This is a genomic window from Streptomyces sp. NPDC040622 (assembly GCF_055593965.1).
The window spans coordinates 380,905-404,281 of record NZ_JBVIXD010000002.1; the positions used below are offsets into that span (position 1 = coordinate 380,905).

The window sequence follows — 23,377 nt, forward strand, 5'->3', positions numbered from 1 at the left end:
TGCGTTCACCGGAGTAGTGGCAGGCCGGGCCTGAGGCGTTCACCGGAGTAGTGGCAGGCCGGGCCTGAGGCGTTCACCGGAGTAGTGGCAGGCCGGGCCTGAGGCGTTCACCGGAGTAGTGGCAGGCCGGACCCGAGGCGTTCACCGGAGTAGTGGCAGACCGGAACGGATCACTGAGCCACGCCTCCCGCACCGTCCTCCGGCGCCTCGCCGAACCGCGCCAACGCCAACGCCCCCGCCACCGCCACCGCGAACCCGAGGACCGCGAGCCAGCCCAGCCCCTCGCGGGTGCGGTCGCCGAGCCAGACCACGCCCACCAGGGCGGGACCGATCGTCTCGCCGATCACCATCCCCGCCGTGGCCGTCGTCACCGAGCCGCGCTGCAGCGCGGAGGTGAGCAGCAGGAAGGCCGCGCCGCCGCCCACCAGCAGCGCGTACGCCGCCGGGTTGGCCAGGAGCGCCCCCGGCGACACGTCGTCGATGAGGCGTACGGTCACCTCGACCACCCCGAAGCCGCAGCCCGCCCCCAGGCCGAGCGCCAGCGCGCGCCCCCGCCCGGGGAGCCGCCCGGCGACCGCGCCGACCAGCAGGACGGCGAGGGCGATGCCGAGCATCACGTACCGCAGGGTCGTCGATCCCGTGCCGTCGCCCTCGTCGCCGGACGCGAGGCCCAGCATCGCGAGCCCCGCGCAGACGACGCCCACCGCACCCCATTCGACGCCGCTGAGCCGTACGTGCAGGAGCCGGGAGGCGACGACCGCGGTGACGGCGAGGCTCGCGGCGAGCGCCGCGCCCACGGCGTAGATCGGGACGGAACGCAGCGCCACGATCTGCAGCAGGAAGCCGAGTCCGTCCAGGGCGAGTCCGGCCACGTAACGCCACTGGCGCAGCGCGCGCAGCAGCAGCGCCGGGTCGACGCCGGAGCCGGTGCCGGGCGCGGTGGCGCGCGCGGCGACCGCCTGGAGAACGGAGGCCGTGCCGAAGCAGACCGCTGAGCCGAGAGCGCAAATCATCCCAAGAGACACGAAGTGACTGTAGAGGACGGTGTGGGGAGGAGACCCAAAGGAGACTCAAGGGACATCCGGGGGAGGGGACTGGCACGGTCCGGCAGGACTTACCTACGCTGATCGCCGGTCACGTACGACCGGTCACGTACCAAGAGCCGCGGGCGCCTACGCAGCGCGGCGCGACGCAGGCCGCGTACGGGACCCGGAACGCGGACGCGCCCGCGGAACGAGGCGGGGCGACGCGAGATGACGCGGTACGACGGGGGATTCGGAACACATGGCACAGAAGCAGACTCGACGGCTGCGCTCCAGCACGGTCGTACTCGGCGGGATGGGCGTCCTCGCGGCGGCCCTGACCTCCTGCGGCTCGGACCCGGACCGGCGCTGCGTGGACCGGGACAGCTACGACAGCATGCTGGGCTACAAGATCGTCGGCGACAAGAACTGCAAGGCCGGGGCCTCTTCCTCATCGGGTTCGGCCGGCTCCTCGACGGGCAAGGGCCGCACGGCGGGCTCCGGTTCGTACGGCACCGGCAAGACGTCGGGCCGCTCCGACCCCGCCTGGTACTACGACGCCGACGTCGACGGGCGCTACGCCGACTTCGGCACGTTCAGCCGCAGCGAGGCCGTCGACCGGGACGGCTTCGGCTGCTCGGGCGGCAGTGGCGGCGGCTGAGCGGCGGGCACGATACGGGAACAGGCACCAGACGGGAACAGGCACAGGACGGGACAGGACCGGACACGTACGCCATGGAACGCCGCACCATCGAACCCCGCCCCGGCTGGCAGCAGACCGTCGAGGACCAGGGCCTCATCTACCCCCTGACCCGCTACCCCGACGACAGCCTGCGCCCCTACTGGGACGAGAGCGCGTACTACGTCTTCTCGCTCCCCGAGGTCGAGGCGCTGGAGGAGGTCGTCGAGGAGCTGCACGCGATGTGCCTGGCCGCCGCCGCGCACATCGTCGACCACGACCGCCTCGCCGACCTCGGCATCACCGACCCGCGGGTGGCCGACGCCGTCACCGAGGCGTGGCGGCGCAAGGCCGAACTCCCGTCCCTGTACGGCCGTTTCGACCTGCGCTACGACGGTACGGGCCCGGCGAAGATGCTGGAGTACAACGCCGACACCCCCACCTCCCTGGTGGAGGCCGCGAGCCCGCAGTGGTTCTGGATGGAGGAGCGCTTCCCCGGCGCCGACCAGTGGAACTCCCTCCACGAACGGCTCGTCGACGCCTGGAAGAAGCAGGCCCCGCTGCTGCCGCCCGGCGGCCCCCTGTACTTCGCGCACTCGGCGGCCGACGAGCTCGGCGAGGACCTGATGACCGTGGCCTACTTGCGCGAGACGGCCGACCAGGCCGGTCTCGCCACGGAAGCCATCTCCATGGAGGACGTCGGCTGGGACCGGCTCTCGCGCCGCTTCGTCGACAAGCGCCTTCGTTTCATGCGTAGTTGCTTCAAGCTCTACCCGTGGGAGTGGCTCACCACGGACCGCTTCGCGCCGCACGTCCTGGAAACCCTCGACAACGGCGGTGGTACCGGTTCGACGCTGTGGATCGAGCCCGCCTGGAAGATGCTGCTCTCCAACAAGGCGCTGCTCGCGGTGTTGTGGGAGCTCTACCCGGGCCACCCGAACCTCCTCCCCGCCTACCTGGACGGCCCCCGTGAGCTCGCCACGGAACGCGGCTACGTCGCCAAGCCGCTGCTCGGACGCGAGGGCGCCGGGGTGACGGTGCACGAGCCGGTGCGTTCCGTGGGCTCGGTGGGCTCGGTGGGCTCCGTGGGCGCCGCAGGCCCGGGCCACCTCCCCGGGTCCGACGTCGTACGCCAAGAGCCCTGCTGCTACCAGGAGTTGGCGCCCCTGCCCGACTTCGACGGCAACCGGGTGGTGCTCGGCGCGTGGGTCGTGGAGGACGAGGCGGCGGGACTCGGGATCAGGGAGTCGTCGGGACTCATCACGGACGAGTACGCGCGGTTCCTTCCGCACGTGATCCTGTGAGGACGCGCGTGATCCTGCGGGGGCGCCCCTGATCCCGCGAGGGTGCCAGTGCCCTTGATCCCGCAAGGGTGCCAGTGCCCCTGTGGGGACGGGCCTGGACCTGTGAGGGCGCGACGTGCTGGCGGCCCGCCGACGTGCTGACGGCCCGCCCGGCTCCCGCGTTTGCCGCGCGGGAGCCTGGCGGGAGGGTGAGCCGGGGTCCTGGCACCCGCCCCGTCGTGCCGTTCAGGAGCCCGCGCCGAGCCGGACCAGCATCTTGCCGGTGTTCGCGCCGCGCAGCATCCCGAGGAACGCCTCGGGCGCCCGCTCGATGCCGTCGACGACGGTCTGCTCCGTGCGCAGGGTGCCGTCCGCGAGCAGGGGCGCCGCCCGGCCGATCCACTCCGGGAACAGGTCGAGGTGACTGGTGACGAGCACGCCGCGCAGTGTCGCCTCCTGCTTGGCGGCCTGGAAGAGGTTGTTCGGGCCCGGGGCCGGCGTGGTGGCGTTGTACGTGCTGATGGCGCCGACCAGCGCGATACGGCCGCCGGGACGGATCGCGCCGATCGCAGCCTCCAGGTGGTCGCCGCCGACCGAGTCGAGGTAGACGTCGACGCCGTCGGGTGCGGCCTCGGCGAGCTGTTCGGGCAGCCCACCCTCGCGGTAGTCGATGGCCGCGTCGTAGCCGAACGTGTCGAGCAGCTTCTTCGTCTTCGCCGGGCCGCCCGCGGAGCCGATCACCCGGGAGGCGCCGAGCTCACGGGCGATCTGCCCCGCGATGCTGCCGACCGCCCCGGCCGCGGCGGACACGAAGACCACGTCGCCCTCGCGCACCGGGGCGGTGCGGGTCAGCGCGGCGTACGCCGTGAGGCCGGTCGCCCCGAGCGGGCCGAGGTAGGCGTCGGCCGGGGCGAGCGTGGTGTCGACGACGGTCGCGGCCGCCGCGTCGACCACGGAGTACTCCCGCCAGCCCAGGAAGTGCGTGACGGTGGCGCCGACGGGGACCTCGGGGGCGTTCGACGCGACGACCTCGCCGACCGCGCTGCCGTCGAGCGGGGCGCCCAGCGGGAACGGCGCGATGTAGGAGGGCGCGTCGTCCATGCGGCCCCGCATGTACGGGTCGACCGACATCCAGGTGTTGCGGACGAGTATCTGCCCCTCGCCGAGCCGCTCGGGGACCTCGACGGTGACCAACTCGAAGTTCTCGGCGGCGGGTTCGCCGACGGGGCGGGCGGCGAGACGGATTTCGCGGGCGACGGTCGGGAGGGCGTTCATGATGACTCCTGAGGCTGGTGACCGCCTGGGCGATCTCGGTGGCCGGTGGTCGGTGGCCAGTGGTCACTGGTCGATGTTCGGGTGTTCGGTGTTCGGCCTGCGCTGTTCTTGTGACCACAGTGCACGGGGGCGCGCACGGAACGCTGACGGCCCACGCACGGACCGCAACGCCGGGCCGTGCGTGGACCGTCAGTGGCGGCCTCTGTCGCGTGCGGGCCCGCGTCGATCTCGGCGATATGCGCTTGACGTGGCCGTTTACCGTGGCCGTATGCGATTCGAGGTACTGGGCCCGCTGACGGTGCGCACGGAGGGTGGGACGGCCGCGCCGGCCCCGGAGCCGAAGGTGCGCGCACTGCTCGCCGCGCTCCTCGTGCGGGCGGGTGCCCCTGTCGCGGTGGACACGTTGGTCGACGACCTGTGGGGCGACCGCCCGCCGTCCTCACCGGCCAACTCCCTCCAGACGAAGGTCTCCCAGCTCCGCCGCGCCCTGGAGGCGGCGGAGCCGGGCGGCCGCGGCCTGGTCGTGTACGGGCCCGCCGGGTACGAGCTGCGCGTCCCGTCCGACCACGTGGACGCCGCCCGGTTCGAGACGCTGACCTCGCGCGCGTACGCGACGGACAGCAGGGACAGAGGGGGCAGCGGGGGCCAGGGGGACAGCGGGGACCGGGGGGAGGTGGGGGAGGTGGCGGATCCGGGTGCGAAGGCGGCGCTCCTCACCGAGGCACTGGCGCTGTGGCGCGGACCCGCGTACGCCGACTTCCGCGACGCGGAGTACACCCGTGCGGCCGCGTCCCGCCTGGCGGAACAGCGCCTCACCGCCCAGGAAACGCTGGCCGAGCTGCGTCTGGAACGCGGCGAACACGCTTTCCTGGCCGACGAGTTGGCATCTATGGTCGCAGGCGAGCCCCTCCGTGAACGCCTGCGGGCCCTTCACCTCCGCGCCCTGTACGGCGCCGGCCGCGTCGCCGAGGCCCTGGAGTCCTACCGCGACCTGCGACTGCACTTGGCCGACGAACTCGGCATCGACCCGAGCCCCGAACTGACGTCGCTGCACGAGGCGATGTTGCGGCAGGACGTGGGGTTGGGTGGGGGAGGGGGCGTCGGGCTGGGGGTCGGATTGGGGGTCGGAGTGGGTTCGGGGGCGAGGGCCGGTGGGATGGCCGCCCCTGGTGCTGGTGCTGGTGCTGGTGCTGGTGCTGGTGCTGGTGGCGGTGGCGGTGGCGGTGGCGGTGGCAGTGGCGGTGACAGTGCTAGGGCTGGTGCCGGTGGTGGGCCGAGTGCTGCTGCTGGTGGTGGGGCGGGCGCCGGGGCCGGTGATGCGGCGGACACGGCGTCGACCGCACCGCGCCCGCTCACCAACCTGCCCGCGCAGATCACGGACCTCATCGGCCGCGAACAGTCAGTCGCGCGCATACGGGACCTCGTAGGCGCCGGACGCCTGGTCACCCTCACGGGCCCCGGCGGTGTGGGCAAGACGCGCCTCGCCCTGGAGTCGGCGGCGGGCCTGACCGAGCACTTCCCCGACGGCATCTGGCTGGCCGAACTCGCCGGAACACGCGCCGAGGTGGCGGCCACGGTGGCTACGGCACTGGGCATCCGCGACGACGCGCCGGGGGATCCGGCGGGGCCGGGTGGCCTGGTGGGGCCGGGTGACCTGGTGGGGCTGGACGACCTGGCGGGACCAGGTGGCCTGGTGGGGCTGGACGACCGGGTGGAGCTCGGTGGCCTGGCGGGGCCGGGCGATGGCGATCTGGCGGAGCAGTACGGCTCGGAGAGGGCACGGTCGGAGGCGGCACGGCCGGAGGGGGCACGGTCGGAGGCGGCACGGTCGGAGGCGGCCGACCCCACCGCTGCCGAGCGGCTGGGCCGTGCCTTGGCCGGTCGTCGCCTTCTCCTCGTTCTCGACAACTGTGAGCACGTCCTCGCTCCCGTCGCCGACCTCACCGCCCAACTCCTGCGCCACGCACCGCGCCTGCACATCCTCGCCACCAGCCAGGAGCCCCTTGCCCTGACCGGCGAGACCCTGGAAGCCGTCGTCCCACTCGACGAGGAGAACGCGCTGCGGCTCTTCGCGGCCCGCGCCGAAGCCGCAGCGCCCGGCTTCGCCCTGGACGACGGGAACCGCGCGGCCGCCGCCCTCATCTGCCGGCGCCTGGACGGCATCCCGCTCGCCGTCGAACTCGCCGCCACCCGCGTACGCGCCCTCGGCGTGCACGCCCTCGCCGACCGGCTGCACGACCGCTTCCGCCTCCTGAACCAGGTGCGCCGCGACGCCCCGGCCCGCCAACGCACCCTGCGCGCGATGATCGACTGGAGTTGGGAACTCCTCACCGCCCCGGAGCGACGCGCACTGCGCCGACTCGCCGTGTTCGGCGGCGGCTTCACCTTGGACAGCGCGGAGGCCGTCCTCTTGGGGTCGGGACCAGGACCAGGGTCGGGATCAGGACCAGGACCAGGGTCGGGGTCGGGGTCGGACCCGGGATCGGCACCTGAGGGTGCGGACGACGTGCTCGACCTGGTCACCCGCCTCGTGGACCGCTCCCTCCTCGCCCCGACCGCGACCGGCGCCCCCGAGCTGCGCTACCGCATGCTCGAATCCGTCACCGCCTACAGTCTCGAACGCCTCGACGCCGCCGCCGAGACCGCCGAGATCCGCCGCCGCCACGCCCTCCACTTCGCCGCCTTCGCCGAACGAGCGGGCGCCGCCCTGCGCGGTCCCGACCAACGCGCCTGGCTGCGCCGCCTCGACCACGAGACGGTGAACCTCCGTGCCGCCCTGAACTGGGCGACCACGCATTCCGACGCCCCCACGGCCCTGCGCCTCGTCAACGCCCTGTCCTGGTACTGGTTCCTCCGCGGCCGCCTCCGCGAAGCCATGCGCTCCTTGGACCAGGCCCTGAGCCTTGCCCCGACAGCACCCGCCGAGACGTCCCCGACAACTCGCCCCGGCGAAGAGGTCCCCACGGCCACCGCGACGGCCTCCGCCCGCACCGCCGCCGCCTCCGCCCACGCCGCCTTCGCCCTGCTCACCGGTGAGGCCAGCTGCGCGCACGGCAACACGTGCGAGCGCGAGGTCACCACCCCGGCCGACGCGCGCTCCCGCTGGCTGCTGGCCTTCGCGCGGTGCGGGTTCGACCACTCGCCGCGTGAGGGCGCCCGGGTCGATGCGCTGCTCGCGGAGTTCCGGGCCGCCGGGGACCGCTGGGGCGAGGCCGCCACGCTCTCCACCCGCGCCACCCGCGCCCTCTACCGGGGCGACCTCCAGGACCTGCGCCGCGACGCCACGCGCAGCGCCGCACTCTTCACCGAACTCGGCGACCGCTGGGGCCAGTTGCAGTCATCCGAGCAGCTCGGTGTGCTCGCCGAGATCGCCGCCGACTACGACGAGGCGTCCCGGCTCCAGCGCGACGGCATGCGCGGCGCCGAGGAACTCGAACTCTGGACCGACCTCTCCTTCCGCCTCTCCCGCCTCGGCCGGCTCGCCCTCCTGACCGGCGACGACCCCGCCGCCACCGCCTTCCACGAACGCGCCGCCCACCTCGCCGCCCAGCAGTCCCACCGCCCCGCCCAGCAGTTCGCCGAGACGGGGCTCGCCCTGGGCGCCCGCCACCGCGGCGACCTGGAGACCGCCGAGGAACTCCTCCTGCCCTGGCTGGACTTCAACCGCCGCTTCGGCGTCGACTCCGGCACCGCCCTGATCCTGGCCCAGCTCGGTTACGTCGCCGAGCAGCGCGGCGACGCGGCGCGCGCGGAGGAGCTCCACCGCGAGGGCCTGGCCGTGGCCCGCACGACGGGTGACGAACGGGCCGTGGCCCTGGCCCTGGAAGGCCTCGCGGGAGCCCGCTCCCTGGCCGGCGACCATGCCCACGCCGCCGGCCTCCTCGGCACCGCCACCCGGATCCGCGAGGCGGAGGGCGCGCCCCTGCCTCCCGCGGAACGCACGGACGTCACCCGCGCCGCACACCGCATCCGGCAGGCCCTCGACGACACCGCCTTCACCGCGGCCTACGCCAAGGAGACCCGCTCCTGACCGCCGCCAGGAGCGCTTGCCACGGTGCGGTTGCCCCGGGGCGTCGGCCCGCACCCGGGCGCCGGGCCCCGCCGCCCTGGGCCGACTCCGCGGCTAGCTCAGCACGGCCCGTAGCTGATCGAGCCCCCAGTCCAGGTCCTCCTTGCTGATCACCAGTGGAGGAGCGATGCGGATCGTCGACCCGTGCGTGTCCTTGACCAGCACCCCCCTGTCCATCAACTTCTCGGAGATCTCCCGTCCCGTGCCGTACGACGGGGCGATGTCGACGCCCGCCCACAGCCCACGTCCCCGTACCTCCGTGACCTTGCCCGTACCGGTCAACAGCCCCAGCTCGGCGTGCAGGTGATCACCCAGCTCCGTGGCCCGCTCCTGGAACTCGCCCGTCGACAGCATGTCGACCACCTCCAGGCCCACCGCGCACGCCAGGGGATTGCCGCCGAACGTCGACCCGTGCTCGCCCGGCTTGAACACCCCGAGCACCTCGGCATCGGCGACCACCGCGGAGACCGGTACGACACCGCCGCCGAGCGCCTTGCCCAGCACGTACATGTCGGGCACCACGCCCTCGTGCTCGCACGCGAACGTGCGTCCCGTCCGGCCGAGCCCCGACTGGATCTCGTCCGCGATGAAGAGCACGCCGCGTTCCCGGGTCAGCTCCCTGACCCCCGGCAGATATCCGGCCGGCGGCACCAGGACCCCCGCCTCGCCCTGGACCGGTTCGATCAGCACGGCCACGGTGTCCTCGGTGACCGCGGCCCGCAGCGCCTCCAGATCGCCGTACGGCACGATGTCGAAGCCCGGTGTGTAGGGCCCGAAGTCCGCCCGCGCCTCCTCGTCCGTGGAGAAGCTGATGATGGTCGTGGTCCGGCCGTGGAAGTTGTCCGCCGCGACGACGATCCTCGCCCGCCCGTCCGGCACTCCCTTGACCCGGTACCCCCACTTCCGTGCGGTCTTCACGGCCGTCTCGACGGCCTCCGCACCGGTGTTCATGGGCAGCACCATCTCCTTGCCGCAGAGTTCGGCAAGGCGCGTACAGAACTCGGCGAAACGGTCGTGGTGGAAGGCCCGCGAGGTCAGCGTCACCCGCTCCAGCTGCGCCTTCGCGGCGTCGATGAGGCGGCGGTTGCCGTGTCCGAAGTTGAGCGCCGAGTACCCGGCGAGCATGTCGAGGTAGCGGCGTCCCTCGACATCGGTCATCCACGCGCCCTCGGCGGAGGCGACGACGACGGGCAGCGGATGGTAGTTGTGCGCACTGTGCGCCTCGGCCTCGGCGATGAGCCGCGCGCCGGCCGAGCCGGTGCCGGATCCGGTGGACGCCGACGGCGACGCGGATGACGGCGAGGATGACGTAAGGGGAGATGGCGTACTCGACACGGGGTCTCCGTTCGTCCTGCGGCGGGGGGCGGGTGTGGCGCCCAAGTTCTATCGTCGCTCGCATCGCGGACGAAGAAACCTGCCGTATCGGCGTGCCAGCTAGGCTGGCCCTGACAGCACGGTGACTGGCGCACGGGGAACCGACCCCGAGGAAGCCGTGCGAGGCAGAACCTTCGAGGTGCCGCCCGCCTGGGCACCCCGGGACCACGACCGGATACTCACCGCTCGCCCCGGAGGACGCCATGACTCTCCCTTCCCCTTCTGCTCAGCACCATCCCGCCCTGGCCGCCGAGGACCCCGAACTCGCTGCCCTGATCGGCGCCGAGGAGCAGCTCCAGGCCGACACCCTGCGCCTGATCCCCAGCGAGAACTACGTCTCCACCGCGGTCCTCGAGGCATCGGGCACGGTCCTGCAGAACAAGTACAGCGAGGGCTACGCCGGCCGCCGCTACTACGAGGGCCAGCAGAACATCGACCTCGTCGAGCGCCTGGCCATCGACCGCGCCAAGGCCGTCTTCGGCGTCGAGCACGCCAATGTCCAGCCCTACTCCGGCTCTCCGGCCAACCTCGCCGTCTACCTCGCCTTCGCCGAGCCCGGCGACACCGTGATGGGCATGGCCCTGCCGATGGGCGGCCACCTCACCCACGGCTGGGGCGTCTCCGCCACCGGCAAGTGGTTCCGTGGCGTGCAGTACGGCGTGCGCCGCACCACGGACCCGGAGACGAACGGCCGCATCGACCTCGACGAGGTCCGCGACCTCGCCCTCAAGGAACGCCCCAAGCTGATCTTCTGCGGTGGCACCGCCCTCCCTCGCACCATCGACTTCGCGGCCTTCGCCGAGATCGCCCGTGAGGCCGGCGCCGTCCTGGTGGCCGACGTCGCGCACATCGCCGGGCTGATCGCGGGCGGCGCCCACCCCTCGCCGGCGCCGCACGCCGACGTGATCTCCACGACCACCCACAAGACCCTGCGAGGCCCGCGCGGCGCGATGCTCATGTGCCGCGAGGAGCACGCCAAGGCGATCGACAAGGCGGTCTTCCCCGGCCTGCAGGGCGGCCCGCACAACCAGACCACCGCGGCCATCGCGGTCGCCCTCCACGAGGCGTCCCGGCCCTCCTTCCGGGACTACGCCCACGCGGTCGTCGACAACGCCAAGGCCCTCGCCGACGCCCTGCTCGCCCGCGGCTTCGACCTGGTCTCCGGCGGTACCGACAACCACCTGATCCTGATGGACCTCACCCCGAAGGACGTCCCGGGCAAGATCGCCGCGAAGGCCCTCGACCGGGCCGGGATCGTCGTCAACTACAACACCGTCCCCTTCGACCCGAGGAAGCCGTTCGACCCCTCGGGCATCCGCATCGGTACCCCTTCCCTCACCTCCCGTGGACTCGGCACGCAGGACATGGTGACGGTCGCCGACTGGATCGACCGCGGTGTCGCCGCCGCGCGCACCGGGGACGAGGGCACCCTGACGAAGATCAGGGCGGAGGTCGCCGACCTGATGGCCGCCCACCCGGCTCCCGGCCTGCCGACCGCCTGACCTCACCGCCGTCCGGTCGCCGCTCCCGTCGCCTTCCCGGCAGCGGGAGCGGCCGGCCGTCGGGTCACAGGTCCCGGAGCTCCTGCCGGGGCCCCGGCTCATGGGGGCGCCGGCGCCACGTCGACGCTGTCGCCCAGCGAGCGGTCACCGGCCTCCGCAGCAGCAGGGCGGCGACCGCGCCGGCCCCGGCGCCCGGTATCGCCCACCACCAGTCCGTGCCGGTACTGCTACCGGGCCCGCCCTCGACAGCGATCAGGCGTTCATCCTCTTTGTGGTCTTTGTTCTCTTTGCCTTGAGCTGTTTCGGGGCCTGTCGGTGCCGGAGTCTCCTCCGTGCGCGGCGCGATTCCCGAGGTGCCCCGGCCGGATGCCTTGCCCATGAGGCCGAGCTCCTTGAACAGGGACGTCAGGCGCTTGGGCTCCTTGGCCCGGTACCAGTCGCCGTTCAGCGAATCGAGGTCTGTCGACCTGTGCACCCAGACGTCCGCCGTCTTCTCGCCGGGCTGCGGCGGATAGACCCGGTCCACCCGCCACGCCTGCACGTCGTGGACCATCCACGTGACGTTGATCTGGCGGCTGTCCTCACCGATGCCGAGGCCCGGCGGATCCTCCCCGCCCGGCTTCTCGGCGGATCCCGCGGGCTCGAGCCAGCGCTCCAGCTCGTCGTACTCCGCGTCGCTGTAGTACAGCGACGCGCTCTCCGTGCTCTCCGGTGACACCAGCAGCACGCTCGTCGGCCCACCGGCCGCCGCCCGGGGCGCGCCGAGCACCACCAGCGCCGTCGCGAGCCCCAGCCCCGCCGCCGCGCCGCACAGTCCCTTCGTCGTCCGCATGTCCGATCCCCCCAGCTGCCCGTCGGCGCGGCCCCTCCGCGCCGATTCACTTCTGGTACACCGCCCGAGCCGTTCAGGTTCCCGATCCGCCCGAACCGGTCCTCGGCTGATGTCGCAGGCTGATTTCTCAGGCGTACTGATCAGGGGATCGACTCCGCGATCCGCAGCGCCCGCTCCTTGGACGGCACGCCTTCCAGCCGCAGCGTCAGCTCCTGCCCGCGCGTCCACAGCAGCGTGGGACCCGCCGTCCGCTCGGAGCGGCGCCGGCGATCGCCGTCGCCCTCCACCAGCCAGAACGTGAGCCGGTGCGGCCGGGCGAACCAGAGACCCGTCTCGCGGTCGACATCGACCCAGTCGGGCGGCACCGGCACCGTCTTGGCGAAGCCGGGGTCGAGGCGGGCCGGGTACTCGTCGAGGCGTATCGTCCGGCCGTCCTGCCGCCAGCAGAGGCTGACCAGCACACCGGCACCCGGCTCCCGCGTCACGGACACCACGTCCGGGGCGCCGAGCGATGCCGGCACCACGGGGGAGAACCCGGCCAGACGCCGGGCCTGGGCCGTCGTCACAGGAGTACCGCAGCCGGTCGTGCCCGGGTCGGCCGTGCCCGCGCCCGCCGAGGGCGTCGCCGACGGGTCGTACCGCACCTCGACCCCGCCGAAGTCGAACCACTCGAAGACCGCCGCCCGCACCGGAGGCGTGAGCGCGAGGACCGTGAGCACCCCGCAGAGCGCGGCCGTCACCCTGCGCCACCGCATCCGCGTCCAGCGCCGCAGCCGCTCGGCCGGCCCGGCCGGCTCGGCCACCGGGACCGGAGTCCGCTCCGCGAGTATCTGCGCGATGACACGCTCGGCCATCGACTCCCCGCCCACGCCCCCGGCGTCCATCGACCGGCCGAGCGCCCGCAGATCCTCGCGGAGCCGCGCCGCCTCCCGCGCCGACTCGCCCTCGTGGCCCGGCTCACTCATGCCCCTCACCTCCCTCCCCGGGAAGCAGCCGCCCCAGCTTGCGCAGCGCGCGGTTCAGCCGGGACTTCACCGTGCCGCGCGGCCAGCCGAGCGCCTGCGCGGTCTCCGCCTCGTCCATCTCCAGGAGATAGCGGTAGGTGACGACCAGCCGGTGGTCGTCGCTGAGCTGGTCGAGGGCGGTGAGCAGTGCCGCCCTGCGCTCGTCCGCCAGCGCCGCCACCGCCGGGTCCGCCGATTCCGGTATCAGCGGCTCCGCTTCGGCGAGCGCCGCCTCCCGGCCGACGACCGATCGCTGCCGCACCGCCGAACGCACTGTGTTCCTCGTCTCATTGGCCACGATCGCGAGCAGCCACGGCTTGAACGCCGAGCCGTCCCTGAACCGCCCGAGTGAGCAGTAGGCCTTGAAAAAGGCCTGCTGCACCACGTCTTCCGCGTCCGATCCCGCGCCGAGTGCCACGGCCGCCCTGAGCGCGATGCCGGTGAACGCCCGCACCAATTCCGCGTACGCCTCCGCTTCTCCGGCGCGCACGCGGGCGATCACCGCACCCTCGTCGACGACGCGGCCCCCCTCCAGGACCTCCCCCTGTGCCCTCACACCTTTGATACACCGGCCGTGGCGGATCGGTTCCCACCCGTCACACACCTGTTTCCGACCTATGAGAGTCACCTGAGAGAATGGGCACCATGGCCTCTGAACGACCTCGTGTGCTCTCCGGGATCCAGCCCACCGCCGGCTCGTTCCACCTCGGCAATTACCTCGGCGCGGTCCGCCAGTGGGTGGCGCTGCAGGAGTCCCACGACGCCTTCTACATGGTGGTGGACCTGCACGCGATCACGGTCCCGCAGGACCCCGCCGAGCTGCGCGCCAACACCCGGCTCGCCGCCGCCCAGCTGCTCGCCGCGGGTCTCGACCCGGAGCGCTGCACGCTCTTCGTCCAGAGCCATGTGCCCGAGCACGCCCAGCTCGCCTGGGTGATGAACTGCCTCACCGGCTTCGGCGAGGCCTCGCGCATGACGCAGTTCAAGGACAAGTCCGCCAAGCAGGGCGCCGACCGCGCCTCCGTCGGCCTCTTCACGTACCCGGTCCTGCAGGTCGCCGACATCCTGCTGTACCAGGCGCACGAGGTGCCGGTCGGCGAGGACCAGCGCCAGCACATCGAGCTCACCCGTGACCTCGCCGAGCGCTTCAACGGCCGCTTCGGCGAGACGTTCACCGTGCCGTCGGCGTACATCCTCAAGGAGACGGCGAAGATCTACGACCTTCAGGACCCGTCGATCAAGATGAGCAAGTCGGCGTCCACGCCGAAGGGCCTCATCAACCTCCTCGACGAGCCCAAGGCCACGGCCAAGAAGGTCAAGAGCGCCGTCACCGACACCGGCACCGAGATCCGCTACGACGTGGCGGAGAAGCCCGGCGTCAGCAACCTGCTCAGCATCTACTCCACGCTCACCGGTACGGGTATCGCCGAACTGGAGCAGAAGTACGCCGGCAAGGGCTACGGTGCGCTGAAGACCGACCTCGCCGACGTCATGGTCGAGTTCGTGACCCCCTTCCGGGACCGCACTCAGCAGTACCTGGACGACCCGGAGACGCTCGACTCGATCCTGGCCAAGGGCGCGGAGAAGGCGCGGGCCGTCGCCGCCGAGACCCTCGCGCAGGCGTACGACAAGGTGGGCTTCCTGCCCGCCAAGCACTGAGCCACCGCACAGGACGACAGCTGAACGGCGCCGCCCACCGGGCGGCGCCCTGCCCATCGACACGACGACAGGAGTACGACGTGGGGACCGTAACGATCGGCGTCTCGATCGCGGTCCCGGAGCCCCACGGCAGGCTGCTCCAGGAGCGGCGCGCGGGCTTCGGGGACCCCGCGGCGCACGGCATCCCCACACACGTCACCCTCCTGCCGCCCACCGAGGTGGACGCGTCGGCGCTGCCCGCGGTCGAGGCGCACCTGCTCTCGGTCGCGGCGGCCGGGCGCCCCTTCCCGATGCGCCTCTCCGGGACGGGCACCTTCCGCCCGCTGTCGCCCGTCGTCTTCGTCCAGGTGGTCTCCGGCGCCTCGGCCTGCTCCTGGCTGCAGGAGCGGGTGCGGGACGCGTCCGGGCCGATGGCGCGCGAACTGCAGTTCCCGTACCACCCGCACGTCACGGTGGCGCACGGCATCTCCGAAGAGGCCATGGACCGCGCGTACGAGGAGCTTTCGGAGTACGAGGCCGAGTGGCCCTGCACCGGCTTCGCCCTCTACGAGCAGGGTGCCGACGGCGTCTGGCGCAAGCTGCGCGACTTCGCCTTCGGCGGCTCCGTGGTGCCCCCTCAGGCCCCGGCCCCCGCGGCCCGGGGTACGCTGCCCGCTCGCTGACCGGGGCGGCGCCCCCCCTGCCGATCGTCCTGGGGACACCATGCGCAAGGCAGCCGCCGCCGTCGCCCTGCCGGCCCTCGTCGCGGCCGGCTGCGGCAGCGACGACGGCAAGCCCGGCCCGCCGACCGACACCGGCAGTTCCACGGCCGGTGTCCCCGCCCAGGGCGGCTCCTGGAAGCTGGAGCACGTCGGCAAGGCGGTCAGGGGCGAACTGACCGCCGTCACCGCCACGTCCGAGGACGACATCTGGGCCGCGGGCCGGGAGTCGGGCAACGGCGATATGGGTGATCCCGAGGGCCAGTACCTGCTGCACTACGAAGGCAGCGCATGGGAGCGCCGGAAGCCGCCCGCGGAACTCGAAGGGAACGTCTTCCACCCCAGGCTCGACTCGTCGGGGCCCGACAGTGTGCGGATCTTCGGTTCCGGCGCCGAATCCGCGACAGGAGTGGCCCGTTGGGACGGCAGGCGCTGGCAGCGGGTGCCCCGGCCGCCGGGTTCGGGGACCGTCACCCAGACGAAGGTGTTCGCACCCGACGACGTGTGGGTGCTGCTCGGCGAGCGGCAGGCGCAGCACTGGGACGGCAGCCGCTGGACCACCCACGCGCTGCCCGCCGCGGCCGACGCGCTCGACGGCACGGCGGGCGACGACCTGTGGGCGGTCGGCTTCCGCACCAGCGGCCCCGGAACGGGCGACGGCGGTGAGCTCGACCAGCCCGCCGCGATGCACTGGGACAGCAGGTCCCGGACGATGACGCCGACGCCCGAGTACCGCTTCCCCGAGCCCGTTCCGCCCGAGCCGGGAGCCTCCCTCGACGGCGTGGAGGCGGTCTCTCCCAAGGAAGTGTGGGCGTACGGCTCGCACACCTTCAACCACGGAGAGGTCGAGAACGAGCCCTCCAGCGAGCACATCCTGCTGCGCCGGGACGGCTCCCGCTGGCACGAGCAGAAGGACGCCGAGCAGGATCCGTGCCTCTCCAGGAACGTCGTCACGCACGGGGAGGACGGAGGCCTCCTCTTCGGAGTGGGCCGTTACCGCACGCCGGAAGGCCGCTGCACCAAGCCGACCTGGCCGCGCCTGCCGGCGAAGGGCGAGGTCACCGCCGGGGGCAAGCAGCAGCTCTGGCTCGAACCGATCGTGCCGGTGCCGGGCACCAAGAAGTTCGTCGGCGCGGGCAAGGCCTACGTGATGCAGAGCGGCAACCCGCTGCCCCTGCCCGCCACCGCCACGTTCGAGCCCCGGTAAGAAGCCCCGGCGGGAGCCTAGAGTGGCAGCCGTCGGAACAGCGGCCTCGGGACGTGCCGCAGAGCCGACATCACGGCCCGCAGCGCCCCGGGCACCCACACCGTCTCCGAACGGCGCCGCAGGCCCGTCTCGATGGCCTCCGCGACCGCATCCGGAGTGGTCGCCATGGGGGCCTCCTCCAGGCCCGCCGTCATCTTCGAGCGGACGAAGCCGGGGCGGACGACCATCACGTGCACCCCGGTGCCGTGCAGCGCGTCGCCGAGGCCCTGGGCGAACGCGTCGAGGCCGGCCTTGCTGGAGCCGTAGATGAAGTTCGAGCGGCGCGCCCGCTCGCCCGCCACCGAGGAGAGCACCACCAGGGAGCCGTGCCCCTGGGACTGCAGCGCCCGCGCGCAGACCAGGCCCGCCGAGACCGCGCCCGTGTAGTTGGTCTGGGCGACGCGCACGGCCGCGAGCGGCTCGTCCTCGTCGCGCGCCTGGTCGCCGAGGATGCCGAAGGCGAGCAGCACCATGTCGATGTCGCCCTCGGTGAAGATCTTGCCGAGTGACTCTTCGTGGGCCTCGGGGTCGAGCGCGTCGAAGGCGACGGTGTGCACCTCCGCGCCCATGTCGCGCAGGCCGGCAGCGGCCTTCTCCAGGTCCGGCGAAGGGCGCCCGGCCAGCCAGACCGTGCGGGTGCGGCGGGCGACGAGGCGCCGCGCGGTGGCGAGGCCGATCTCGGAGGTGCCGCCGAGAACGAGCAGGGACTGAGGGGTGCCGAAGGCGTCTTTCATGAGTACCGGTCTCCTACTAGAGGGCGAGGCGGCGTACTAGAGAGCGAGGCGGCGGGAGAGGTCCGAGCGGAACACGCCGCGCGGGTCGAGCTCGGCCCGCAGGGCACGGAAGTCGTCGAGGCGCGGGTACATGGCGGCGAGCATCTCGGGCCGCAGGCGGGAGTCCTTGGCCAGGTAGACGCGGCCTTCGGCGGCGGCCACCTCCTCGTCGAGGGCGTCGAGGAAGGCGCCGAGTCCGGGCAGGTTCGCCGGGATGTCGAGGGCGAGGGTCCAGCCGGGCATCGGGAAGGACAGCCAGCCCGGATCGCCCTCTCCGAAGCGCTTCAGGACGGCGAGGAAGGACGGGCAGCCGCGGTCCGAGATGCGCTGCACGATGCGGCGCAGGGCCTCCTCCTTGCCGTATCCGACGACGAATTGGTACTGCACGAAACCGCTGCGTCCGTAGATGCGGTTCCAGTGCGGGACGCCGTCCAAGGGGTGGAAGAAGGTGGACAGCTTCTGCAGTTCGCCGGTGCGGAAGCGGGGCGCCCTGCGGTACCAGAGCTCGTTGAAGAGGCCCACCGAGGCCTTGCCGAGCAGCCCCTCGGGGACGAAGGAGGGGGCGGCGGGCAGCTGCCCCGGACGGAACGCGAGAGGTGCTCTACGCGCGCGTGCCCGCTCCGGAAGGGCGTCCAGCGGGGCGTGGTCGCCGCGCGTCAGGACCGAGCGGCCCATGGCGGCGCCGCGTGCGAGGAGGTCGATCCAGGCGACCGAGTAGCGGTAGCGGTGGTCGGTCGCGGCGAGGCGGGCCATCAAGTCGTCGAGATCCGTCGCGCGTTCCGTGTCGACCCTCATCAAGGACGTCTCGACCGGCAGCAGTTGGATGGTCGCCGAGAGGATCAGGCCGGTCAGGCCCATGCCGCCGGCCGTCGCGTCGAACAAGGCGCTGCCCGGCCCGACCGTGTGGACCGTGCCGTCGGCGGTCAGCAGGTCCATGGACAGGACGTGCCGGGAGAAGGAGCCCGAGACGTGGTGGTTCTTGCCGTGGATGTCGGCGCCGATCGCCCCGCCGACCGTCACGTAGCGGGTTCCGGGCGTCACCGGCACGAACCAGCCGAGGGGCAGCAGGACTTCCATCAGGTGGTGCAGCGAGACGCCCGCGTCGCAGACGACCGTGGCCGCGGGTGTGCCGTCGGCCGTCGTCCGCGTGGTGTCGATGAGGCGCACCCGGTCCAGGCCCGTCATGTCGAAGACGGCGCCGCCCGCGTTCTGCGCGGCGTCCCCGTAGGCCCGGCCCAGGCCCCGGGCGATGCCGCCGCGCTCCCCGCAGTCGCGCACCGCGGCCGCCGCCTCCTCGTGCGTACGGGGTCTCACCAGCCGGGCGGTGGTCGGTGCGGTGCGGCCCCAGCCGGATACGGAGACGGCGGACGACGGCGGGAGCGGGGCGGCGGCGAGGGAATCGGCGGGGGAGTCGGCAGGCATGAAAGCGACCGTATCGCCCATACCGGTGCACTCTGCCGTAAACAGTCACTTCTCTCACCGAAATGGGTGATTGAGGGAGTGTCACCCAACATTGCCGAAATTATCAGGAGGTTGCCTAGAAGAGTCGAGATGCCCAGCTCTCGAATGTCTTCGAAATAGAGGCCACATGCACGACATGGACCACCGGTTGCTGTCGGCCCTGCACGACTGCGGCACCAACCCGCGCGTGGCGGCCGCCGCGCGCACCCTGTCCCGGACCGGTGAGCACGGCGCGCTCTGGATCGCCGCGGGCCTGGTGGGCGCCGCCGTCGACCGCGAGCGCCGCGGAGCCTGGCTGCGCGGCACGGCGCTCACCGCCGCCGCACACCTCGCCAGCATGGGCGTCAAGCGGATCGTCCGCCGCCCGCGCCCCGGCGCCCTCGGCTCCATCCAGCCTCTCGTACGCACCGCGGGACGGCACTCCTTCCCCAGCTCGCACGCCACGTCCGCGGCCGCCGCCACCGTCGCCTACGGCGCGCTGCGCCCTGTCGGCGCCCACCTCGTCCCGCCGCTGGCCGCCGCCATGTGTGTCTCCCGGATGGTCGTCGGCGTCCACTACCCCTCGGACGTGGTCGCGGGCGCGGCGCTCGGCGCCCTCACCGCGCGCGTGGGGGCCGCCTGGATGAACGGAGGCCGCAGCTGATGCCGGAACGTATCGCCACCGTCCTGGAGCGGCCCCGCCCGCCCCAGCAGCCGCGTGAGGGGGCCGTCGCCCTGCCGCTCGGCCTCCTGAAGACCGCGCGCCCCCGCCAGTGGGTGAAGAACGTCCTCGTGGTCGCCGCCCCCGCGGCCGCCGGCGAGCTCTTCTCGCGGCACGCCCTCGTCCAAGTCGCGATCGTCTTCGTGCTGTTCACGGCCGCCGCGTCCGCCGTCTACCTGATCAACGACGCGCGCGACGCGGACGCCGACCGCGCCCACCCCACCAAGTGCCGCAGGCCGGTCGCCGCGGGACAGGTGCCGGTGCCCGTCGCCTACGCCGTCGGCGGACTCCTCGCCGTCCTCGCGCCCGCGGCCGCCGCCGTCCTGTGCACCCCGCTGACCGCGGTGCTCCTGGCCGCGTACGTGGGCATGCAACTCGCCTACTGCATCAGCCTCAAGCACGTCCTGGTCGTCGACCTCACCATCGTCACGACCGGCTTCCTGATGCGCGCCATGATCGGCGGCCTCGCCCTCGACATCCCGCTCTCGCGCTGGTTCCTGATCACCACGGGCTTCGGCGCGCTCTTCATGGTCTCCGCCAAGCGCTACTCCGAGGCCGTCCAGATGGCCGACAGCTCGGAGGAGCTGGGCGCCACGCGCGCGTTGCTCACCGAATACACCACCGGCTACCTGCGCTTCGTGTGGCAGCTTGCCGCCGGGGTCGCCGTCCTCGCGTACTGCCTGTGGGCCATGGAGGAGGGCGGGACCGCCAACGGCCTCCTGCCCTGGCGCCAGCTGTCCATGGCCGCCTTCATCCTCGCGATCCTGCGCTACGCCGTCTTCGCCGACCGGGGCACCGCGGGCGAGCCCGAGGACGTCGTGCTGCGGGACAGGGCGCTCGCCGTGATCGGACTGGTGTGGCTCGCGATGTACGGGCTCGCGGTAACGGACTGGTGAGCCCGCCTTGCGAACGAGGACAGGACTCCTACAAGGGCGGCCGCCGGTGAAATCCCCTTCCCCGCGCGGACGACTGCGCGCGCTCGGCCCCGAACTGCTCGGCTTCGCCGCGGCCGGGATCTGCGCGTACGCCGCCGACCTCGGTCTCTTCATCTGGCTGCGCGGCCCCGTGGGCATGGACCCGCTGACCGCGAAATCGCTCTCCTTCGTGGCGGGCTGTTCGGTGGCGTACGCGGGCAACGCGCTCGGCACCTACCGGAACAAGGCCGCGGAGGTCTCGCGGCTGCGCCAGTACGCGGTGTTCTTCGCCGTCAACATCGCGGGCGCCCTCGTCCAACTGCTGTGCATCGCCGTGTCCCACTACGGTCTCGGCCTCACCTCACAGCGCGCGGACACCGTCTCGGGCGCCGGCATCGGTATGGCACTCGCCACTGTTCTGCGGTTCTGGGGTACCCGGACCTTGGTTTTCCGCACATCGGGCAGGACAACAGGCAGGACCGCAGGCACGGAGGCGTCATGGACTGGCTGAAGAAACTGCCCGGCATCGGGCCACTCGTCGAGAAGGGCATGCGCACGCACGCGTGGCAGGCCTACGAACGGCTCGACACCGTCCACTGGGCGCGCCTCGCGGCCGCCATGACGTTCATCAGTTTCCTCGCGCTCTTCCCGCTGCTCACCGTCGCCGCCGCGATCGCCGCCGCGACCCTCTCAAAGAAGCAGCAGCACACCCTTGAGGGCAAGATCTCCGAGCAGGTCCCCGGCATCTCCGACCAGCTCGACCTGGACGCGCTGGTCGCCAACGCGGGCACCGTCGGCCTCGTCGCGGGCGCCCTGCTGCTCTTCACCGGCATCGGCTGGGTCGGCTCGATAAGGGAGTGCCTGCGGGCCGTCTGGGAGCTGGCGGACGAGGAGGAGAACCCCGTCCTGCGCAAGGCCAAGGACGCCGGGGTGCTCATCGGGCTCGGCGGCGTGGGACTCGCGTCGTTCGCCGCGTCCGCGCTCGCCTCCACGGCCGTCGGCTGGACCGCCGACCTCCTGGGCGTCGACGAGCAGGGCTGGGGCGCGGTGCTGCTCCAGGTCATCGCCTTCGCCATCGCCGTCCTCGCGGACTTCCTGATGCTGCTCTACGTGCTGACGCTGCTGCCCGGCGTCCAGCCGCCCCGGCGCTCGCTCATCACCGCGGGGCTGATCGGCGCGGCCGGGTTCGAGCTGCTCAAGCTGCTGCTCGGCGGCTACATGAAGGGGGTCGCCGCGAAGAGCATGTACGGCGCCTTCGGAGTGCCCGTCGCGCTCCTCCTGTGGATCAACTTCACGGCGAAGCTGCTGCTGTTCTGCGCGGCCTGGACGGCGACGCGGAAGGCCTCACGTACGGGCGAAGGGCCGGCGGACGAAGGCGCGGGGGACGGGGCAGGCGAAGAGGCAGCCTCCGAAGAGACCGCCTCCCGCACCACTTCCTCCGTAGAGGGCACTTCCGCCGGGCGCGCCCCTGAAGAGGCCGTCTCCGAAGGGGCCACAAGAGAAGACCTCTTCCGAGAGGGCACGGGGAACTCCGGCGAAGCGCGACGTCAGTCCTGACGGCCCCGTCGTCCCGCCTGGCCCGGCAGCGGCATCCGGCGCCGGATCAGGAAGACGCCCGCGGCGAGCGCCGCGAGCACGCCGCCCGTGATCCCGAGCGCGATGCCCATGCCGTTCGACCCGCTGTCGGAGGCGTGGGCCGCGTTCTCGGTGGCGTTCGTGCCCCCGCCGCCGCTGCCCGGCGCACCCTTGCCCGCGCCGCCCGTGGAGGCGCCCTTCGGAGCGACGAGCTCACCCACCGGGTCGACCTTCCCCGCGGCCTTGAAGCCCCAGTCGAAGAGGCGCGCGGTCTCCTTGTAGACCGCGTGCGGCTCTCCGGAGGAGGGGTTCATGACGGTGACGAGGAGAACCTTGCCGTTGCGCTCGGCAACACCGGTGAAGGTGTTTCCCGCATTCGTGGTGCTGCCGTTCTTGACGCCCGCGATGCCCTTGTAAGGGCTGATGCCGACGTCACCGGTGAGCAGCCGGTTGGTGTTCTGGATCGCGAAGGACTCGCGCTTCTTCTTGCCCTTGTCCTTGCCCTTGGTGACCTTCTTGGTCTCGCCGGGGAACTCGGCGGTGGCCGTCGCGCAGTACTCGCGGAAGTCCTTCTTCTGCAGCCCGGAGCGGGCGAACAGCGTCAGGTCGTACGCCGAGGAGACCTGCCCCTTCTCGTCGTAGCCGTCGGGGGAGACCACGTGCGTGTCGAGGGCCTGCAACTCCTCGGCGTGCTTCTGCATGTCCTTGACGGTCTGCGGGACGCCGTCGTTCATCGCGGACAGGACGTGCACCGCGTCGTTGCCCGACCGCAGGAAGACGCCGAGCCACAGGTCGTGGACGCTGTACGTCTCGTTCTCCTTGATGCCGACCATGCTGCTGCCCGCGCCGATGCCCGCCAGGTCGGAGAGCAGGACCTTGTGCTTCTGCGACTTGGGGAACTTCGGCAGGACCGTGTCGGCGAAGAGCATCTTCAGGGTGCTCGCCGGAGGCAGCCGCCAGTGGGCGTTGTGCGAGGCCATGACCTCGCCGGTCTCGGCGTCCGACACGATCCAGGAGCGCCCCGTCAGCTCCTTGGGCAGCACCGGGGCGCCGGACTTGAGCTTCACCTGGGTGCCGGACTCACCGAGCCGGGCACCGCCGACGGTGGACATCTTGGCGGGTGGCTTCGGTTGGTCCTTGTCGTCTCCCGGCTTCCCGTCCGCGAGCGCGGGCGCTGCGGTCGACATGGTCAGCAATGCGGCGGAAGCGACCAACATGGCGGTCTTTTTTACGGCAGGCACGGACGAGAACGTACAGGGCCGGGCTGTGTAAGTCGCTCCCGAGGTGCGCTGTGTCCCGTCGTCCCCACCC

At 72.4% G+C, this 23,377-nt stretch carries 20 protein-coding genes and 1 riboswitch; of the genes, 11 read left to right on the plus strand and 9 right to left on the minus strand.

What is annotated here, in order from left to right:
• Nucleotides 1-170: 170 nt before the first annotated feature.
• Nucleotides 171-1,013 (minus strand): DMT family protein, encoded by an 843-nt coding sequence (locus tag ACZ592_RS06140; RefSeq protein WP_471580724.1) that lies wholly within the window; start codon nucleotides 1,011-1,013, stop codon nucleotides 171-173.
• A gap of 271 nt (nucleotides 1,014-1,284) precedes the next feature.
• On the opposite strand from ACZ592_RS06140, the gene ACZ592_RS06145 reads away from it, so the two are divergent.
• Both ACZ592_RS06145 and ACZ592_RS06150 read left to right on the plus strand, forming a co-directional pair.
• The gene (locus tag ACZ592_RS06145; RefSeq protein ID WP_471580297.1) at nucleotides 1,285-1,683 is read left to right on the plus strand and encodes a hypothetical protein; all 399 of its coding nucleotides are present in this window, start codon (nucleotides 1,285-1,287) and stop codon (nucleotides 1,681-1,683) included.
• 74 nt (nucleotides 1,684-1,757) lie between these two features.
• Nucleotides 1,758-3,005 (plus strand): glutathionylspermidine synthase family protein, encoded by a 1,248-nt coding sequence (locus ACZ592_RS06150; protein WP_471580298.1) that lies wholly within the window; start codon nucleotides 1,758-1,760, stop codon nucleotides 3,003-3,005.
• A 225-nt stretch (nucleotides 3,006-3,230) separates the two neighbouring features.
• On the opposite strand, the gene ACZ592_RS06155 is transcribed toward ACZ592_RS06150, so the two are convergent.
• Complete coding sequence (locus ACZ592_RS06155; RefSeq protein ID WP_471580299.1) at nucleotides 3,231-4,259, minus strand: NADP-dependent oxidoreductase; 1,029 nt, start codon at nucleotides 4,257-4,259, stop codon at nucleotides 3,231-3,233.
• 268 nt (nucleotides 4,260-4,527) lie between these two features.
• On the opposite strand from ACZ592_RS06155, the gene ACZ592_RS06160 reads away from it, so the two are divergent.
• Nucleotides 4,528-8,289: an AfsR/SARP family transcriptional regulator gene (locus tag ACZ592_RS06160; RefSeq protein WP_471580300.1), complete on the plus strand. Its 3,762-nt coding sequence runs from the start codon at nucleotides 4,528-4,530 to the stop codon at nucleotides 8,287-8,289.
• A gap of 93 nt (nucleotides 8,290-8,382) precedes the next feature.
• On the opposite strand, the gene rocD is transcribed toward ACZ592_RS06160, so the two are convergent.
• A complete protein-coding gene (gene rocD, locus ACZ592_RS06165) occupies nucleotides 8,383-9,564 on the minus strand; it encodes an ornithine--oxo-acid transaminase (RefSeq protein ID WP_471580725.1) in 1,182 nt (393 codons plus the stop codon).
• Nucleotides 9,565-9,774: 210 nt separating this feature from the next.
• A riboswitch (ZMP/ZTP riboswitch) is annotated at nucleotides 9,775-9,865 on the plus strand.
• Nucleotides 9,866-9,905: 40 nt separating this feature from the next.
• On the opposite strand from rocD, the gene ACZ592_RS06170 reads away from it, so the two are divergent.
• Nucleotides 9,906-11,204 carry a serine hydroxymethyltransferase gene (locus tag ACZ592_RS06170; RefSeq protein WP_471580301.1) on the plus strand — a complete coding sequence of 433 codons (1,299 nt, stop codon included), beginning with the start codon at nucleotides 9,906-9,908 and terminating at the stop codon, nucleotides 11,202-11,204.
• 64 nt (nucleotides 11,205-11,268) lie between these two features.
• On the opposite strand, the gene ACZ592_RS06175 is transcribed toward ACZ592_RS06170, so the two are convergent.
• The 3 genes from ACZ592_RS06175 to ACZ592_RS06185 form a co-directional block, all read right to left on the minus strand.
• The gene (locus ACZ592_RS06175; protein ID WP_471580302.1) at nucleotides 11,269-12,036 is read right to left on the minus strand and encodes a hypothetical protein; all 768 of its coding nucleotides are present in this window, start codon (nucleotides 12,034-12,036) and stop codon (nucleotides 11,269-11,271) included.
• Between the two features lie 140 nt (nucleotides 12,037-12,176).
• The gene (locus ACZ592_RS06180) at nucleotides 12,177-13,001 is read right to left on the minus strand and encodes a hypothetical protein (RefSeq protein ID WP_471580303.1); all 825 of its coding nucleotides are present in this window, start codon (nucleotides 12,999-13,001) and stop codon (nucleotides 12,177-12,179) included.
• Nucleotides 12,994-13,542, minus strand: a complete 549-nt coding sequence (locus ACZ592_RS06185; RefSeq protein ID WP_471580726.1) for an RNA polymerase sigma factor — start codon at nucleotides 13,540-13,542, stop codon at nucleotides 12,994-12,996. Before ACZ592_RS06185 ends, ACZ592_RS06180 begins: the two co-directional genes overlap by 8 nt.
• Nucleotides 13,543-13,685: 143 nt before the next feature.
• Between ACZ592_RS06185 and trpS the strand changes: the two genes are divergently transcribed.
• The 3 genes from trpS to ACZ592_RS06200 all read left to right on the plus strand — a co-directional run bounded on the left by trpS (nucleotide 13,686) and on the right by ACZ592_RS06200 (nucleotide 16,604).
• On the plus strand, nucleotides 13,686-14,699 hold the full coding sequence (trpS, locus tag ACZ592_RS06190; protein ID WP_471580304.1) for a tryptophan--tRNA ligase: 1,014 nt from the start codon (nucleotides 13,686-13,688) through the stop codon (nucleotides 14,697-14,699).
• Nucleotides 14,700-14,779: 80 nt separating this feature from the next.
• Nucleotides 14,780-15,361, plus strand: coding sequence for a 2'-5' RNA ligase family protein (locus ACZ592_RS06195; RefSeq protein WP_471580305.1), 582 nt, complete (start codon nucleotides 14,780-14,782; stop codon nucleotides 15,359-15,361).
• Between the two features lie 40 nt (nucleotides 15,362-15,401).
• On the plus strand, nucleotides 15,402-16,604 hold the full coding sequence (locus tag ACZ592_RS06200; RefSeq protein ID WP_471580306.1) for a hypothetical protein: 1,203 nt from the start codon (nucleotides 15,402-15,404) through the stop codon (nucleotides 16,602-16,604).
• A 17-nt stretch (nucleotides 16,605-16,621) separates the two neighbouring features.
• Here the strand turns inward: ACZ592_RS06200 and ACZ592_RS06205 are convergent, their stop codons facing one another.
• Nucleotides 16,622-17,377 carry a decaprenylphospho-beta-D-erythro-pentofuranosid-2-ulose 2-reductase gene (locus ACZ592_RS06205; RefSeq protein ID WP_471580307.1) on the minus strand — a complete coding sequence of 252 codons (756 nt, stop codon included), beginning with the start codon at nucleotides 17,375-17,377 and terminating at the stop codon, nucleotides 16,622-16,624.
• A 36-nt stretch (nucleotides 17,378-17,413) separates the two neighbouring features.
• A complete protein-coding gene (locus tag ACZ592_RS06210; RefSeq protein WP_471580308.1) occupies nucleotides 17,414-18,838 on the minus strand; it encodes an FAD-binding protein in 1,425 nt (474 codons plus the stop codon).
• Nucleotides 18,839-19,004: 166 nt separating this feature from the next.
• On the opposite strand from ACZ592_RS06210, the gene ACZ592_RS06215 reads away from it, so the two are divergent.
• The 4 genes from ACZ592_RS06215 to ACZ592_RS06230 are packed head-to-tail and all read left to right on the plus strand — an operon-like array spanning nucleotide 19,005 to nucleotide 22,048.
• A complete protein-coding gene (locus ACZ592_RS06215; RefSeq protein WP_471580309.1) occupies nucleotides 19,005-19,520 on the plus strand; it encodes a phosphatase PAP2 family protein in 516 nt (171 codons plus the stop codon).
• Entirely contained in the window at nucleotides 19,520-20,473 is a 954-nt protein-coding gene (locus tag ACZ592_RS06220) for a decaprenyl-phosphate phosphoribosyltransferase (protein WP_471580310.1), read from the plus strand. The genes ACZ592_RS06215 and ACZ592_RS06220 overlap by 1 nt, the downstream gene beginning before the upstream one ends.
• A gap of 46 nt (nucleotides 20,474-20,519) precedes the next feature.
• The gene (locus tag ACZ592_RS06225; RefSeq protein WP_471580311.1) at nucleotides 20,520-21,002 is read left to right on the plus strand and encodes a GtrA family protein; all 483 of its coding nucleotides are present in this window, start codon (nucleotides 20,520-20,522) and stop codon (nucleotides 21,000-21,002) included.
• Nucleotides 20,990-22,048 (plus strand): YihY/virulence factor BrkB family protein, encoded by a 1,059-nt coding sequence (locus tag ACZ592_RS06230; RefSeq protein WP_471580312.1) that lies wholly within the window; start codon nucleotides 20,990-20,992, stop codon nucleotides 22,046-22,048. Before ACZ592_RS06225 ends, ACZ592_RS06230 begins: the two co-directional genes overlap by 13 nt.
• Here the strand turns inward: ACZ592_RS06230 and ACZ592_RS06235 are convergent.
• Nucleotides 22,039-23,283, minus strand: a complete 1,245-nt coding sequence (locus ACZ592_RS06235; RefSeq protein ID WP_471580313.1) for a D-alanyl-D-alanine carboxypeptidase family protein — start codon at nucleotides 23,281-23,283, stop codon at nucleotides 22,039-22,041. The two genes, ACZ592_RS06230 and ACZ592_RS06235, sit on opposite strands and share 10 nt — an antisense overlap.
• Nucleotides 23,284-23,377: the final 94 nt, after the last annotated feature.